Below are 14,408 nucleotides of genomic sequence, written 5' to 3'. Positions count from 1 at the left end.
GGGCTCGAACCCAGGACCCTCTCCTTAAAAGGGAGATGCTCTACCAACTGAGCTACCAGATCTGTGCGTCTTTTTGCGGGTGCAAATATAATATCTTCTACGATTATATCAAGGAAAAATAAATTAAATTTGAAACATTTTTAAATTGTTCAAACAAACCTTATGAAAATTGTTTTACTTGGTTATATGGGAGTTGGTAAAACCAGCTTAGGGCGCAGTCTTGCAGAAGCGCTAAGTCTTAATTTTATTGATTTAGATCGATATATTGAGAATAAAGAGGACGCTAGTATAAAAGACATTTTTAAAACTAAGGGTGAAATATATTTTAGGAAAATAGAAACCCAATACCTGAATGAAATTTTAGAAGACAAATCTGATTTTGTTTTATCCTTAGGTGGAGGAACTCCAGTTTATGCCAATAATATGTCACAGATTTCAACAACAAAAAATTTACTTTCGATATACCTGAAATTAGATCTTAAAATTCTTACCGAAAGGCTGTTTCTAGAGCGGCAAAAGCGACCATTAATCGCACATTACAACGATTTGAATGCATTCGAAGAATTTGTAAGAAAGCATTTGTTTGAAAGACAACAATTCTATTTTCAGGCAGATATAGTTTTGGAAATCTCGAATTTAAATATTGAAGAATCTAAACAAAAATTAATTCAACTTGTCAAAAGTCAAAATCAATAAAGTTCTGCTTTTGGTGAGTTTTCAAAACTGACTTCAACCATTTCATTGAGTGATGTTGACAACGAAATACCTTTGAAATCGGCCTTGATAGGAAATTTTTTATGATTTCTATCGACGAGTACGGCTGTTTTAAATTGCTTAAGCGGAACTTCAAGAAAATATTTGCAAGCGTAGATTAAAGTCGTTCCTGAATTTAAAACATCATCCACAAGTATCAATGTTTTATCTTTGTAAAATTCAGGACTAAGGCTTGCTTCAATATTTTCTAAAGGATTTTTCTTATCAATTGTGACTTCACATATTTGAATTTTCAAATCAGATATGGCTTTAATGTTTTCAGCGATGAGTTTTGCTAAAATATAACCGTTTTTTGCAATACCAGCAATGACGATTTCATTTTCATGAATGCTATTTTCTATAATTTGTAAAGCAATGCGTTTTATTTTGATTTTAATGTCTTCAGCATTCAAAATCAAAGTTCTATTTGTAGCCATATTATCTTGATAAGATTGAATTATATATCGTCTTTTGCATTTTCTTTTAAATCATCAAGTTCCCGCCTGTCTTTTTTAGTAGGTCTACCAGTGCCTTTTTTGCGGTAATAATCTTGCGAATATTTTAGCAATTCTAGTTTTTCTAAGTTTTCTTTTGGAGTAATATCATGACAATAAATATTAACTAGTTTTGCGCCAACACGAGATTTTGGAATGTCCAAGATTTCTATTTTGTAGTTGATTTGATTTTTCCTAATTTCAATTTTATCAGTAGGAAAAACTTCTCTTGAAGCTTTCACACTTTCGCCGTTGATTCTTACATGACCTTTTTTGCAAGCATTGGTTGCAATGCTTCTGGTTTTGAAATATCTCACATGCCATAAAAACTTGTCAACTCTCATTAATTTGAAATTTTAATACTAAACAAAAATATAAGAAAATTGTATCTTGCGCCAAAAATTAGAGTTAAATGAAAATATTTAGAATTCCACTGATTGCATTGATGATGATTTTTTTGTCTTGTGACAATGATGATGATAGTTCAGGAGAAGTGGTGACAAGAGATCCAGAAGTTGTCAAAGACGAAAATATGATTGAAATTGAAGATTTTTTGGAAACCCATTTTTATGAATTCCAAGACAATCCAGAAAATCCTGACTTTCAAAAAATAGTTTTTGATACCATTGATGGTGAAAATGCTGATAGATCTCCAATTATGGAATCAGAGTTTTTAGAATCTAAAACCGTTGAGCAACGTGGTATTGAATATAAATTATATTATTTAAAGCTCAGAGAAGGATCCGAAACTGCAAGACAACCAAAATTTGCTGATTCTACTTTTCTGACTTTCAATGGTAGACTTTTAGATAAAAGCTCTTTTGATAATGCACCGAATCCTATTTGGTTTGACCTTACAGTAACTTTACGAGGATTTTATGAAGTGATGGGGGAATTTAGAGGAAGTTCTGGATTTACTGAAAATGAAGATGGTACTATAGATTTTAATGACGATTTTGGCATAGGTGCAGTATTTATTCCTTCTGGAATCGGGTATTTTGCAACTCCTCCTGTCGGTTCAGAAATTAGATCTTATGATCCTTTAATCTTTACTTTTCAGCTTTATAGTTCAAAAGAGTCGGATCACGATCGGGATGGAGTTCCTTCATGGTTAGAAGATATCAATGACAACCGAAGAGTTGGTGATGATGATACTGACAATGATAGAAACCCTAACTTTACAGATGCAGACGACGATGGAGATGGCGTGCCAACTGCAGATGAAATAGAGTTTGATGACGACGGAAATCTCATTTTGCCAGATTCCAATGGCAACGGTATACCAGATTATCTAGATGAAACTTACCCTGAGTAACAGACTAAAACATAGTATTAAAAAAGCCTCGTTTAAATATTAAACGAGGCTTCTTTATTACATTATTTTGATAATCTATATTGTTTGGTCAGTATTGAATTCTTCGAGATATTTTTTCACTCTTTGGATAAACTGACCTCCTAAAGCACCATTTACAACACGATGATCATAGCTATGCGATAAGAACATTTTGTATCTTATACCAATAAAATCTCCTTCTGGTGTTTCTATAACAGCAGGAACTTTTCTAATAGCGCCCAAAGCTAAAATTCCAACTTGTGGTTGGTTAATAATCGGCGTACCCATTACACTACCAAATGTTCCAACATTCGTAACGGTATAAGTTCCACCTTGGGTTTCATCAGGCTTCAGTTTTCCTATCCTAGAGCGATTAGCTAAATCATTAACTTTTTTAGCCATTCCCAGTAAATTCAACTGGTCTGCATCTCTAATCACAGGCACAATTAAGTTTCCATCAGGCAAAGCTGCTGCCATACCTAGATTAATGTGCTTTTTCTTGATTACTTTATCGCCATCTACTGAAATATTTATATTTGGGAAATCTTTGATTGTTTTAGCAACCGCTTCCATAAAAATAGGAGTGAAGGTCAGCTTCTCACCTTCACGTTTTTGAAAGGCATCTTTGTGTTTATTTCTCCAATTCCAAATATCTGTAACATCGACTTCAATAAAAGATTGTACGTGAGCAGAAGTTTGTGTACTTGCAACCATATGACTGGCAATAAGTTTACCCATTCTACTCATTTCCACAACTTCATCTTCGGCATTTACATTTACAGGAGCATCAGCTTTTGGTGCTGCAGCGGTTTGCACCTTTTGAGAAGTTGCTGGTTGAGCTGAAGATTTTGCTTGCGTTGTTTTGCCAGCTTTTTTGTCTTCAACGTAAGCCAAAATATCATCTTTAGTTACACGCTCATCTAAGCCAGAACCTTTGATGTTCTCCAATTCTTCTAAAGAAACATTTTCTTCTTTAGCTATATTTTTAACTAATGGTGAATAAAAACGTGAACTTTCAGAAAAATCAGCTGCGGGCTTAGTAGTTTTTTCAGCTTCAGAAATACTTTGCTGAACGGCTTCTGCATTTTCTTCTGTAGTTGAAGTAGAATCATCATCCTCTTCGCTATCACCTTCACCTTCGCCTTCAACTTCTATAATAGCAACAGCTTGTCCTACTTTTACAACATCATCTACTTCAAAAAGTTTTTCAACCAGAACGCCGTCAACCTCGCTAGGAACCTCCGAATCTACTTTGTCAGTAGCAATTTCTAGCACGGCTTCGTCTGCTTCTATGGTATCGCCAACCTCTTTCAACCAACTTGTGATTGTAGCTTCGGCAACACTCTCGCCCATTTTGGGTAATTTTAATTCTATTTTTGCCATATTTTTAACCTAAAAGGTGTTTTTGAAATTTAAATTGCGAATTTAATAAAATTTAGCCACTTGTATTCAGATTCTTATCATAAATTGAATTTTAGAACCTCGCCTTTCGACTTGCTGTGTTCACTGCCAAGGATGAAATTACAAAAACTTGGTCTAATTCTGAATTTGTTTTTACGATTTTTCAACTTATGCATTGCCGAAATAATATCTTTATAAGATAAACTCTCTGCATCAAAAATAAGATATGAATTTGAATATTCTATATCTAATTCCATTTCAGTTTGAAGTGGTTTCTGAAGGCTTTTTTCGAGATCATTTTTCAATTCTTTGTTATTTGAAAATAAAATATAATGTTCGGAAATTGTTTCAGATTTTACATTATTATGGCTAAATTTATTCATTGTCTTTGCGAATTTCAAACCGAATTTCACTAAAAAACTTTGCAGTGAATTTTTAAAATGCTTTTGATAAAAAATAAACATTGCCTCGTAAAATCTTTGCAAATACACATCATCTCTGTTGGTGCTTTCGCCTTTGAAGTGAATATTTTTGATATCACCAACATAGTAGTTTTGGTAGCCAGCTTTCAAAATTCTATAACTCAAATCGATATCTTCGCCATACATATAAAAAGCTTCGTCAAAGCCTTTGACTTCTCTGTAAATACTAGTTTTTAAAAACATAAATGCACCGACTAAAACTTCTGTTTTGCCGTTTTCATTTGTCTCTATTTTTTGGTTGTAATAATTCTTTGAAATTCCCAGAAGTTTTTCCAAAGCCACTTTTGGAGTAGGGATACAGCGTTTGCTTTCTGGTAAAAAATGCCCTGATCCATCAAGGAGTTGCGTGCCAATTGCTCCAACATTTTCTGTCCTTTTATGAAAGTCGAGCAATTTGGTAAAGCAATTTTCAGCCACGATTGTGTCTGGGTTCAAAATGCACAAAAACTCACCTTTGGCTTTGGCAACGCCTAAATTATTTCCTTTCGAAAAACCTTGATTTTCTGTGTTCTGAATGAAAATAACTTCAGGGAAATATTTGGATACCAAGTTGAAACTCTCGTCTTCAGATTTGTTATCAACGACAATTATTTCAGAAGAAATATTAGCGGTTGCCTTTTTTACACTGTCAAGACAAAGTAACAAATAGAAAGGAACTTTGTAGTTCAGGATGACAACAGAAAGTTTCAAATTTATTTAGTTTTTAAGTGAATTTTCAAAAGGAACACGTTGTAGAATACTTCTTCCAAGCGTAATTTCATCGGCATATTCTAGTTCATCGCCAACAGAAATCCCTCGAGCTATTGTAGAGGTTTTGATTTCCAAACTCTGAACTTGTTTGTAAATATAAAAATTTGTGGTGTCGCCTTCCATCGTGCTGCTAAGAGCAAAAATAATTTCTTTGATTTCGTCATTTTTAGCCTTATCAACCAGAGAGGCGATGTTTAGTTGTTGCGGACCGACGCCATCTATTGGACTAATTTTTCCGCCCAAAACATGATATACGCCTTTGTACTGTTCGGTGTTTTCTATCGCCATGACATCGCGAATATCTTCTACAACACATACCACTGACTTGTCTCTAGAGGGGTTGTTGCAAATTTCGCAAACTTCTGTGTCAGAAATATTATGACAGTTTTTGCAGAGTTTAATTTTGGTTTTCAAGTCGACTATAGCACTCGCCAGATCTGTAGTTTGAGATTGGGGTTGTTTTAGCAAATGAAGTGCTAAGCGTAAGGCTGTACGTTTGCCGATGCCAGGCAAAAGTGAAATTTCAGCTATTGCTTTTTCCAGTAATTTTGAAGAAAATTCCATAGCTTGCGAAAATACAATTTTTGACTTTCCTTTTCTAAAAAATATTATACAAACATTTGTATTTTCGCCTCTCTAAAATTCTTGTATGGAAGCTTATCAGGTTTTGTTATTAGTGGCTGCGTATTTCGTAGTGCTTATTTTAATTTCCTTTTTGACAAACAAAAGTGGCGATAACAAAGAGTTTTTTCAAGCAAACAAACAATCGCCATGGTATTTGGTAGCTTTTGGTATGATTGGCGCTTCACTAAGTGGTGTGACTTTTATTTCTATTCCTGGTACTGTCGAATTCAATAGTTTCAGCTATTTTCAAGTCGTTTTAGGTTATACATTAGGTTACGCTGTTATTAGTTTAGTGCTAATGCCTTTGTATTACAGATTGAATTTGACTTCAATTTATACATATTTAGAATCCAGATTTGGCGATAATGCATACAAAACAGGAGCGTCTTATTTCATTTTGTCTAGAATAGTTGGAGCGAGTTTTCGTTTATTCTTAGTTGCCAACGTTTTACAATTGATTGTTTTTGACGAATTGAACATTCCGTTTTACGTCACAGTTACAATTACCATTTTGCTAATTTGGCTTTATACGTTCAAAAGCGGAATCAAAACTATTGTTTGGACGGATACATTGCAGACTTTATTTATGTTGATTGCCTTAGGAATTTCAATTTATTTTATTTCCGATGCTTTAGAAATCGATGGACTTTGGAATTATTTGGGAACTCACGAAAATTTTCAGATTTTCTTTTTCGATGATGTCAAAAGTTCAGATTTTTTCTTCAAACAGTTTATTTCAGGGATGTTTATCGCAATTGTTATGACTGGGCTTGACCAAGATATGATGCAGAAAAATTTGACTTGTCGAACTTTGAAAGACGCGCAAAAAAATATTTTTTGGTTCACAATAGTTCTTACCGTAGTTAATTTCTTGTTTTTGCTACTTGGCTTGCTACTGACCGATTATGCAGACTTGGTAGGAATTACCGCTACCAAAGACGATTTGTTTCCAGCCATTGCAACTTCGGGACATTTGGGCATTGCGGTCGCAGTTACTTTTATTTTAGGATTGATAGCAGCCGCTTATTCGAGTGCGGATAGCGCGTTGACTTCGCTAACCACTTCGATAAGTATCGATATTTTGGATATTCAAAAAAAATATACCGAGCAACGCCAAGAAACAATTAGAAAACAAATTCACATTCTGATTTCAATTGTTTTGATTTTGGTAATGATGATTTTCAAATATGCCATAGAAGACAAAAGTGTCATCAACAAATTATTTCAATTTGCTGGTTATACTTACGGACCTTTGCTCGGCTTGTATAGCTTTGGATTGTTTACCAAATGGACCGCAAAAGATCGCTGGATTCCTTTGATAGCAATACTTTCACCGATTTTAACTTACGCAATAAGTGGTTTTAGTTTGTGGTATTTCACTTTTGAATTTGGATTCTTTGTATTGATCCTAAACGGCTTTTTGACTTTTTTAGGTTTAGTAATAATCCGCGGTAAGCATAATCAAACTACAAGAATTTAAAACTTGAATTCCTTCAGCTTCAAGTAATTTTTGAAATTCTTTGTTATTTGAGCCAGGATTGAAAATCACTCGGTTTGGTTTTTGGGCAATAATGTAATCATAGTATTCTTTTTGAATTTCAGGACTAATGTATAAAGTTACAGTGTGTAGATTTTCTATATCTATTGTTTTTGTTCTAATTTTCACCCCAGAAACTTCTCCCGGCTTTTTGCCAATTGCAATGACTTCATAATCTTTTTCTATTAAAATTTTCATGACTCTGTTAGCATAACGGTTTTCGTTTTCCGAAACGCCAATAATAAGTGTCTTCTTCATTAAAGAAATATTTTTTTGTGTTTTCATTGCTCCTATGAATTGAGCGTCAAACTGTTAAAGTCTGTTAACTTTCGTAACATTCCGTCATTTTCCTCGTTTATATAACAAAGATAAATTTGACGAAATTTGGATTAGCCTCTTAAATATTAGCCTAAATTTAGATTACAAAAGGTAGCGAAATAACTCGCTACCTTTTTTTATTTTAAAAATACACGTGTATTTTTATCTAAATTCAAATTTTCGACGGTACCACTTTTCACCTCCAAAACATATTTTGAGGGTGCTTCAGAAGGAATAGAACTTTCATCCTCAGGTGTAGTGTTCAAATTGAAATCTACTATTTCAAAATTAGAATTCAAATAAATCAAATCTAAGCTAACAAGCGTGTTTTTCATATAAAAATTGGGGCGTGGCTTTTCATCTTCATAAATAAAAAGCATGCCTTGGTTATTTTCTATCTCCGATCTATGCATCAAGCCAATTTCTTTTTTATAGTCAGAATCTGCCAATTCAGTGTCGAAAACTGGCGATAAAGTGTCTTTGTTTTGAATAAAAACTAAACTTGTGTCTTTTTGAAATGTAATTGGTTTGTTTAAATTTTCTGATTTAGATTCTGTCTTGCAAGCATAAAAAAACAAGCCAATCGAAATTATAATTAATGCTTTCAAACTATTCATCTTTCGCATTTTTCAAAGCTAAATAAATAATTATTAAACCAGTAAGAATCATTGGTAAACTCAATAATTGGCCAGTGTTGAAAAGCCAATCGGCACGTTCAGCAACCTGCGGCTCTTTAACGTATTCCACCACAAACCGAATCGTCCAGAGTAAAGTGAAAAACAAACCAAACAAAAAGCCTTTTTTGCGTTTGATTTCAGTTTTCCAATATAGAATTGACAAAATCAAAAAGAGTACAAAATAACAAACAGATTCATAAAGTTGTGCTGGATGTCTGGCAAAGTCTTCACCTAATTGAACAAAAATTACACCAAATTCCGAATCGGTAGCTTTACCAACGATTTCTGAATTTAGAAAATTCCCGATTCTAACAAATCCAGCACCTAATGAAATCGGCAACACAATTCTGTCTAGAATCCATGAAATATGGCGTTGCATTACCTTTTTGCTGAAAAAGTACATCGCAATTGCAATTCCTATCGCTGCGCCATGACTTGCCAAACCTTGAAAACCAGTAAATTCGATTTCTGGTACAAAACGGAAAGGCAGAATAATCGACAACGGATCTTCGGTAAACAACTCAGGCTGGTAAAAGATTACATGTCCAAGTCTTGCACCCAACAATGTGGCAATGACAGTGTAAATGAGGAGTTTGTCAAGTTTTTCTAAAGATTCGCCTTCGTGCAGAAAGACTTTTTTCATCAGGTAGAATCCAGAAGCAAAAGCGATTAAAAACATCAGGCTGTAATACCTGATAAATATAAAACCTAAATCGAGTCCTAATGAAGGATCCCAAGTGATGGCTTGAAACATAGTGTACATTTTTGAGTGGTAAAGATAATTATTATGCGAAATTGAAGATAGAAACAGCTATTTTCTTTTGTTATCTGGCACCGGATCGTAGCCTGAACTTCCCCATGGGTGGCATTTCGAAATTCGTTTTGTACTCAAAATTAAGCCTTCTAGCAAACCGTGTTTTCGAAAAGCTTCCAAAGCATAATGCGAACATGTAGGCTGGAAACGACAACTTGAAGCAAGAAGTGGCGAAATAAATAATTGATAAATCTTAATCAATACAATAAAAGGAAATACCAATATCTTTTTAATCATCTTCTACTTTTTGATGGTGAAACTCGTTCCGTCCTTAGAATCTTTGAGTTCAACATTCATTTCTAAAAGTTTGTCTCTAATTTTATCGCTAGTTTCAAAATCTTTATTCAGTCGTGCATGATCTCTAATTTGAATTAAAAAAGCAATTAAAGTTTCAAAATCACTTTCGTTTCCGTCACTATTCTGAATATTTTCAATTTTTTCTAAGCCCAAAACATCAAAAGTGAAATCTTGTAAACTTTGCTTCAATAGTTCCAAATCTTTTTTAGAAATTTTTGCTTTGCCGCTTTTGATGGTATTGATTTGTTTAACCGCTTCAAAAAGATTTGCAATTAGAATTGGACTATTGAAATCGTCATTCATTGCGTCGTAACATTTTTGTCGCCAAGATTCAACGTCAAAATCACTTTGCGTTGAAGTTTCAATTTGATCTAAATCTGAAATAGCACTCATGAGTTTATGAAATCCTTTTTCAGCTGCAGAAAGTGCTTCATCAGAAAAATCCAAAATACTTCTGTAATTGGCTTGAAGCATAAAAAATCTAACCATCGAGGCTTCATAAGATTTAGACAGGTTTTCGTTGTCACCAGTAAACAATTCTCTGGGCAGAATATTATTGCCAGTACTTTTGGCCATTTTCTTGCCGTTGAGCGTCAACATATTGGCGTGCATCCAATAATTAACAGGGTCTTCTCCAGTTGAAGCCTTGCCTTGTGCAATTTCACAGTCGTGGTGTGGGAATTTCAAATCCATGCCACCACCATGAATATCAAATCTTTCGCCTAAATATTTTGTGCTCATCACAGTGCATTCCAGATGCCAACCAGGAAAACCAACGCCCCAAGGTGATGGCCATCGCATGATATGTTGTGGTTCTGCTTTTTTCCAAAGTGCAAAATCTTGTGGATTTCTCTTGTCAGACTGTCCAGCTAATTCTCTGGTGTTAGATATTAAATCTTCCAGTTTTCTGCCGCTAAGTTTACCATAATGATTGTCGTCTTGATTGTGATATTTCATCACATCGAAATACACATTTCCATTAACTTCGTAGGCAAGACCTTTATCAATAATTGTTTTGATGGTTTCTATTTGTTCAATAATATGACCAGTCGCAGTAGGCTCAATACTTGGAGGAATATTGTTGAATTTTTCTAAAATTTGATGGAAATCTGTGCTGTACTTTTGAACCACTTCCATGGGTTCTAATTCCATGATACGGGCTTTTTTGGCGATTCTATCTTCGCCTTCTTCACCATCATTTTCCAAATGTCCAGCATCGGTGATATTTCGGACATATCTAACTTTATAGCCTAAATGCTTTAAATACCTAAAAACGAGATCAAATGAAATAAAAGTTCTACAGTTACCTAAATGTACGTTGCTGTAAACGGTTGGGCCGCAAACATACATGCCAACATAACCTTCAGTTAGAGGCTTGAAAACTTCTTTTTGTCCTGAAATTGAATTGTATATTTTTAATTTTTGATCGTCGTACAAAGGCATATTTTAAAATTTAGTATCGAGTTGAATGTAATTTAAAAGTTCTTTTCTAACGTTTTCGTCTTTAAATTTTCCGCCATATTCGCTAGTTACAGTGCTACTTTCAATATCATTGATGCCACGGCTATTCACACAAAGATGCTTGGCGTCAATAATACAGGCGACATCTTTCGTGTTAAGCGCCAACTGCAATTCTTCGACGATTTGCATAGTCAAACGTTCTTGTACTTGCGGGCGTCTGGCAAAATGATTAACGATTCGATTCATTTTTGATAAACCTACGACTTTTCCGCTAGAAATATAAGCGACATGCGCACGACCAACAATTGGTAGTAGGTGATGTTCGCAGGTAGAATATACGGTGATGTTTTTTTCAACCAGCATTTCGCCATATTTATAATGATTGTCGAAAGTGGAAGCCTTGGGTTTAATTTTTGGATCAAGACCAGAAAAAATTTCGTTTACATACATCTTAGCGACCCTTTGTGGCGTGCCTCTTAGGCTGTCGTCAGTCATGTCGAGACCCAATGTTTCCATGATTTGGTGAACATGATGATTTATTTTTTCTACTTTTTCTGCATTAGAAAGCTCAAAAGCATCGTCTCTCATAGGATTATCTGTTGAAGAAGAAATATGATTGTCTCCAATTTCATCAACATTGTCCATGTTTTTATTATCGTTCATTCTTGAATATGAAATTTGAACTTGCAAAGATAAGGTTTTTAGCAATTTTTCTTGAATAGTAAACTTTATTAATCAATTTTATCTTGATAATTAACTTAGCTTTGACATTAATTTATTAATTTTAGCCCTTAAAATTTATTAAAAAATGCTCACAAATTATACTAAAATCGTTTTGATGACTGTTGTTGGCTTATTTGCTAATATGTTAATTGCTCAAACTGGTCATGAAGTTCATAAACCTAATCCAGATAAGTATGATCAATTCATAGAGGAGGTTTATGGAGAATATGCCGATGAATTGGTGTTTTCAAAACCCCTACGCTATAAAAGCATAAAAAAAATGTTGAATGAGAGGGTAGAGTTCCAATCTATGACATCTGATTTAAATCAAAAAGCTGAATCTTTTGATAAACTATCAGATTATGACCTTAATACTGCTTATGTCAACAACCTTACAAGAGATGTTGCGTTTATGCCGTCTAATTTTAATCCTCTAAAATATGATATTGATTTTTATGGATTAGATAGGAATCAATATATTATAACAGAAAACAATGATTTTCTTATTATTATCAAAGCTCAAAACATTAATTAATATGAAGGTATTTTCATCTTTACTTATACTTTTAATCTTTACCTCACTTGGTTATAGTCAAGATTTTACTATAGAAAACGGTAGTATCCAGGCCTGCGAAGGAAGTTTTTTCGATTCTGGCGGGGCTGATGGTAATTATTCTGCCAATGAGAACTTTGTTTTTACAATATGTCCAGATGATCCAGATTTAAAATCTGTAATATCTTTTACGGAGTTTATCATTACTAATAACAATGATTTTTTGACAATTTATGACGGTGACGACCCTGATAATGATCCAGAATTAGTAACTCTAACTGGAGATGAAGTTTCTGCAGGAGAAGATGCTCTCGTATTTACTGCAAGTGACGATAATCCAACAGGATGCTTAACTTTTGTGTTTGATTCAGATTTTTCTTTTGAAAATTCTGGTTGGGCTGCTGAGATTTCTTGTAGAGAGCCATGCCCAGATGTTGAGGCTGATATTGTATCAATTTCGCCATCTGTTCAAGTAGAAGATGACTTGTACAGAGTCTGTCAAGATGAAGTTATTACATTTGTTGGTGATGGTGTTTTTTCTAATGATAATGGAGAACCTGCAATTTATACTTGGACATTGAATGGTCAGGAGTTTGAAGGGCAAACAATAACAAATACTTTTGGCGGACCAGATTTCGTTGAAGTAGTCTTGACAGTTGATTATGAGTTTTGCCCAGAGTCTAATGATTTTAAAACTGTATTTTTACAAGTAGGTACAGAGCCTGATTTTACAGGTACTGAAGCCTCTGTTAATGAAGTTTGCGAGGGGGATCCGTTTCAATTAATAGGTGAAGCACAAACTGTTGAATTTGAACAAGAATGTACGCCGCCTGTAAGTGGTCAAACATTTTTACCTGATGGTAATGGTGTGTCTTACGAAACATGTATAACAGTTGAATGTTTTGCAGATAGTCAAGTTGTTCAAAGTACTTCTGATCTAGTTGATGTATTTGCTAATATTGAACATTCGTATACTGGGGATTTGGATATCTCAATTACAAGTCCTAATGGTACCGAGGTTTTTCTTTTTACTCAATCTGGAGGTGGTAATTTTTTTGGTGAACCTATTGACAATGATGCTGACTTAAGCCCTGGTATAGGTTATACCTATTCTTGGACTGAATCTGCAGCTCAAACAATGGCAGATGCTTTACCTGGATTTGGTCAATCTTTACCAGCTGGAAGTTACCTGCCAGTTGGGAATTTTAATAATTTTATAGGAGACTCACTTAACGGTCAATGGTGTATAACTGTTACTGATAATATAGGCTCAGATAATGGTTACATATTTGAGTGGGGATTAAATTTTGATCCAAATATTGTGCCTCCAGATGCTCAGTTTGAGCCACAAATTGTGGATTCTTATTGGGTAGGATTTGAAGGTCAAGGCGATATTATTGATATTTCTGAAGATGAAGCTGGACAATACTGTTATACTTATGTTATTGAAGATGATTTTGATTGCATGCATGAAGAGGTGGTTTGTGTAAATGTTCTAGAGAATCCTGAAATCCAAAACTTGAATGATATTATTTTATGTGTGCCTGACGAAACTACAATTCCTGAGTTCGACTTAACAGAAAATGAGCTTGCAGCACTAGGCGATCAAGATCCTGACTTGTTTCAAGTGTCTTTTCATAATTCTGAAGCGGATGCAGAATCAGGGACACCAGAAATTAACAGCCCAGAAGCATTTATTCCTCCTTCTTTGCCTTATACTGTTTTTATTAGGATTGAAGATGAAAACGGACAATGCTATGAAATAGGCGATTTTCTGCTTGATACTGTCACTCTTGATGACGATGCAGAATTGGATAATTTAGAGCAATGTACAGAGGCAGGTGAAGAATTCACAGAGTTTGATTTAACTCAAAATGATACTAATGCTTTAGGAGCTTTGGATTCTTCAGATTTTGCTGTAAATTATTTTACTTCAGAGCAAGATGCTATAGATGGCGATAATAGTATTCCTAATCCAGAAAGTTATACAAATACTTCAAATCCACAAACAATTTTTGTAAAGGTCTCCAGTCTAGATCCTGAAGAAGAGCTGTGTTTTGTTATTTATACTTTTACCATCGAAGCTTTCCCTACACCTGAGGTTGTCAATACTGTGGATTTAGACCAATGTGGTGATTTCACTTTCACTCAAAGTTTTGATTTAACTCAGAACGATTCAGAAGTATACGGA

16 protein-coding genes are annotated in these 14,408 nt (G+C 34.3%); 5 read left to right on the top strand and 11 right to left on the bottom strand.

The window, feature by feature from the left end; translation table 11 throughout:
* Positions 1-162 precede the first annotated feature (162 nt).
* Positions 163-696 carry a shikimate kinase gene (locus EIG86_RS08620; protein ID WP_127845774.1) on the top strand — a complete coding sequence of 178 codons (534 nt, stop codon included), beginning with the start codon at positions 163-165 and terminating at the stop codon, positions 694-696.
* Here EIG86_RS08620 and EIG86_RS08615 read toward each other — a convergent pair.
* Positions 690-1,190, bottom strand: coding sequence for a phosphoribosyltransferase family protein (locus tag EIG86_RS08615; protein ID WP_127845773.1), 501 nt, complete (start codon positions 1,188-1,190; stop codon positions 690-692). The genes EIG86_RS08620 and EIG86_RS08615 overlap by 7 nt on opposite strands.
* A gap of 20 nt (positions 1,191-1,210) precedes the next feature.
* Positions 1,211-1,591, bottom strand: a complete 381-nt coding sequence (locus EIG86_RS08610; protein WP_127845772.1) for an RNA-binding S4 domain-containing protein — start codon at positions 1,589-1,591, stop codon at positions 1,211-1,213.
* Positions 1,592-1,659: 68 nt separating this feature from the next.
* On the opposite strand from EIG86_RS08610, the gene EIG86_RS08605 reads away from it, so the two are divergent.
* Positions 1,660-2,562, top strand: a complete 903-nt coding sequence (locus EIG86_RS08605) for an FKBP-type peptidyl-prolyl cis-trans isomerase (protein WP_127845771.1) — start codon at positions 1,660-1,662, stop codon at positions 2,560-2,562.
* Between the two features lie 75 nt (positions 2,563-2,637).
* Here the strand turns inward: EIG86_RS08605 and EIG86_RS08600 are convergent, their stop codons facing one another.
* The 3 genes from EIG86_RS08600 to recR all read right to left on the bottom strand — a co-directional run bounded on the left by EIG86_RS08600 (position 2,638) and on the right by recR (position 5,777).
* Complete coding sequence (locus EIG86_RS08600) at positions 2,638-3,963, bottom strand: dihydrolipoamide acetyltransferase family protein (RefSeq protein WP_127845770.1); 1,326 nt, start codon at positions 3,961-3,963, stop codon at positions 2,638-2,640.
* A 77-nt stretch (positions 3,964-4,040) separates the two neighbouring features.
* On the bottom strand, positions 4,041-5,153 hold the full coding sequence (locus EIG86_RS08595) for a glycosyltransferase family 2 protein (RefSeq protein ID WP_127845769.1): 1,113 nt from the start codon (positions 5,151-5,153) through the stop codon (positions 4,041-4,043).
* Positions 5,154-5,159: 6 nt separating this feature from the next.
* Positions 5,160-5,777 carry a recombination mediator RecR gene (gene recR / locus EIG86_RS08590; RefSeq protein ID WP_127845768.1) on the bottom strand — a complete coding sequence of 206 codons (618 nt, stop codon included), beginning with the start codon at positions 5,775-5,777 and terminating at the stop codon, positions 5,160-5,162.
* A gap of 85 nt (positions 5,778-5,862) precedes the next feature.
* On the opposite strand from recR, the gene EIG86_RS08585 reads away from it, so the two are divergent.
* Positions 5,863-7,317, top strand: a complete 1,455-nt coding sequence (locus EIG86_RS08585) for a sodium:solute symporter (protein ID WP_127845767.1) — start codon at positions 5,863-5,865, stop codon at positions 7,315-7,317.
* On the opposite strand, the gene EIG86_RS08580 is transcribed toward EIG86_RS08585, so the two are convergent.
* From EIG86_RS08580 to folE, 6 genes are all read right to left on the bottom strand, one after another.
* The gene (locus tag EIG86_RS08580; RefSeq protein ID WP_127845766.1) at positions 7,273-7,632 is read right to left on the bottom strand and encodes a CoA-binding protein; all 360 of its coding nucleotides are present in this window, start codon (positions 7,630-7,632) and stop codon (positions 7,273-7,275) included. The two genes, EIG86_RS08585 and EIG86_RS08580, sit on opposite strands and share 45 nt — an antisense overlap.
* Positions 7,633-7,829: 197 nt before the next feature.
* On the bottom strand, positions 7,830-8,309 hold the full coding sequence (locus EIG86_RS08575) for a DUF192 domain-containing protein (RefSeq protein ID WP_127845765.1): 480 nt from the start codon (positions 8,307-8,309) through the stop codon (positions 7,830-7,832).
* A complete protein-coding gene (lgt, locus tag EIG86_RS08570; protein ID WP_127845764.1) occupies positions 8,302-9,123 on the bottom strand; it encodes a prolipoprotein diacylglyceryl transferase in 822 nt (273 codons plus the stop codon). The genes EIG86_RS08575 and lgt overlap by 8 nt, the downstream gene beginning before the upstream one ends.
* 57 nt (positions 9,124-9,180) lie before the next feature.
* Positions 9,181-9,420 carry a membrane protein insertion efficiency factor YidD gene (yidD, locus tag EIG86_RS08565; RefSeq protein ID WP_127845763.1) on the bottom strand — a complete coding sequence of 80 codons (240 nt, stop codon included), beginning with the start codon at positions 9,418-9,420 and terminating at the stop codon, positions 9,181-9,183.
* Positions 9,421-9,423: 3 nt separating this feature from the next.
* The gene (gene cysS / locus EIG86_RS08560; protein ID WP_127845762.1) at positions 9,424-10,923 is read right to left on the bottom strand and encodes a cysteine--tRNA ligase; all 1,500 of its coding nucleotides are present in this window, start codon (positions 10,921-10,923) and stop codon (positions 9,424-9,426) included.
* A gap of 3 nt (positions 10,924-10,926) precedes the next feature.
* A complete protein-coding gene (gene folE, locus EIG86_RS08555; protein WP_127845761.1) occupies positions 10,927-11,604 on the bottom strand; it encodes a GTP cyclohydrolase I FolE in 678 nt (225 codons plus the stop codon).
* A gap of 145 nt (positions 11,605-11,749) precedes the next feature.
* Between folE and EIG86_RS08550 the strand changes: the two genes are divergently transcribed.
* Positions 11,750-12,199 carry a hypothetical protein gene (locus tag EIG86_RS08550; RefSeq protein WP_127845760.1) on the top strand — a complete coding sequence of 150 codons (450 nt, stop codon included), beginning with the start codon at positions 11,750-11,752 and terminating at the stop codon, positions 12,197-12,199.
* A gap of 1 nt (position 12,200) precedes the next feature.
* Positions 12,201-14,408, top strand: a 2,208-nt coding sequence (locus EIG86_RS08545; RefSeq protein ID WP_192901722.1) for a proprotein convertase P-domain-containing protein, incomplete at its 3' end; no start/stop codon positions are given.

Origin of the sequence: Psychroflexus aestuariivivens, from assembly GCF_004010055.1 — a bacterium.
Classification (GTDB): domain Bacteria; phylum Bacteroidota; class Bacteroidia; order Flavobacteriales; family Flavobacteriaceae; genus Psychroflexus; species Psychroflexus aestuariivivens.
Note: the sequence above shows the minus strand (reverse complement) of the source record. Positions and strands in the feature narration are given on the sequence as shown.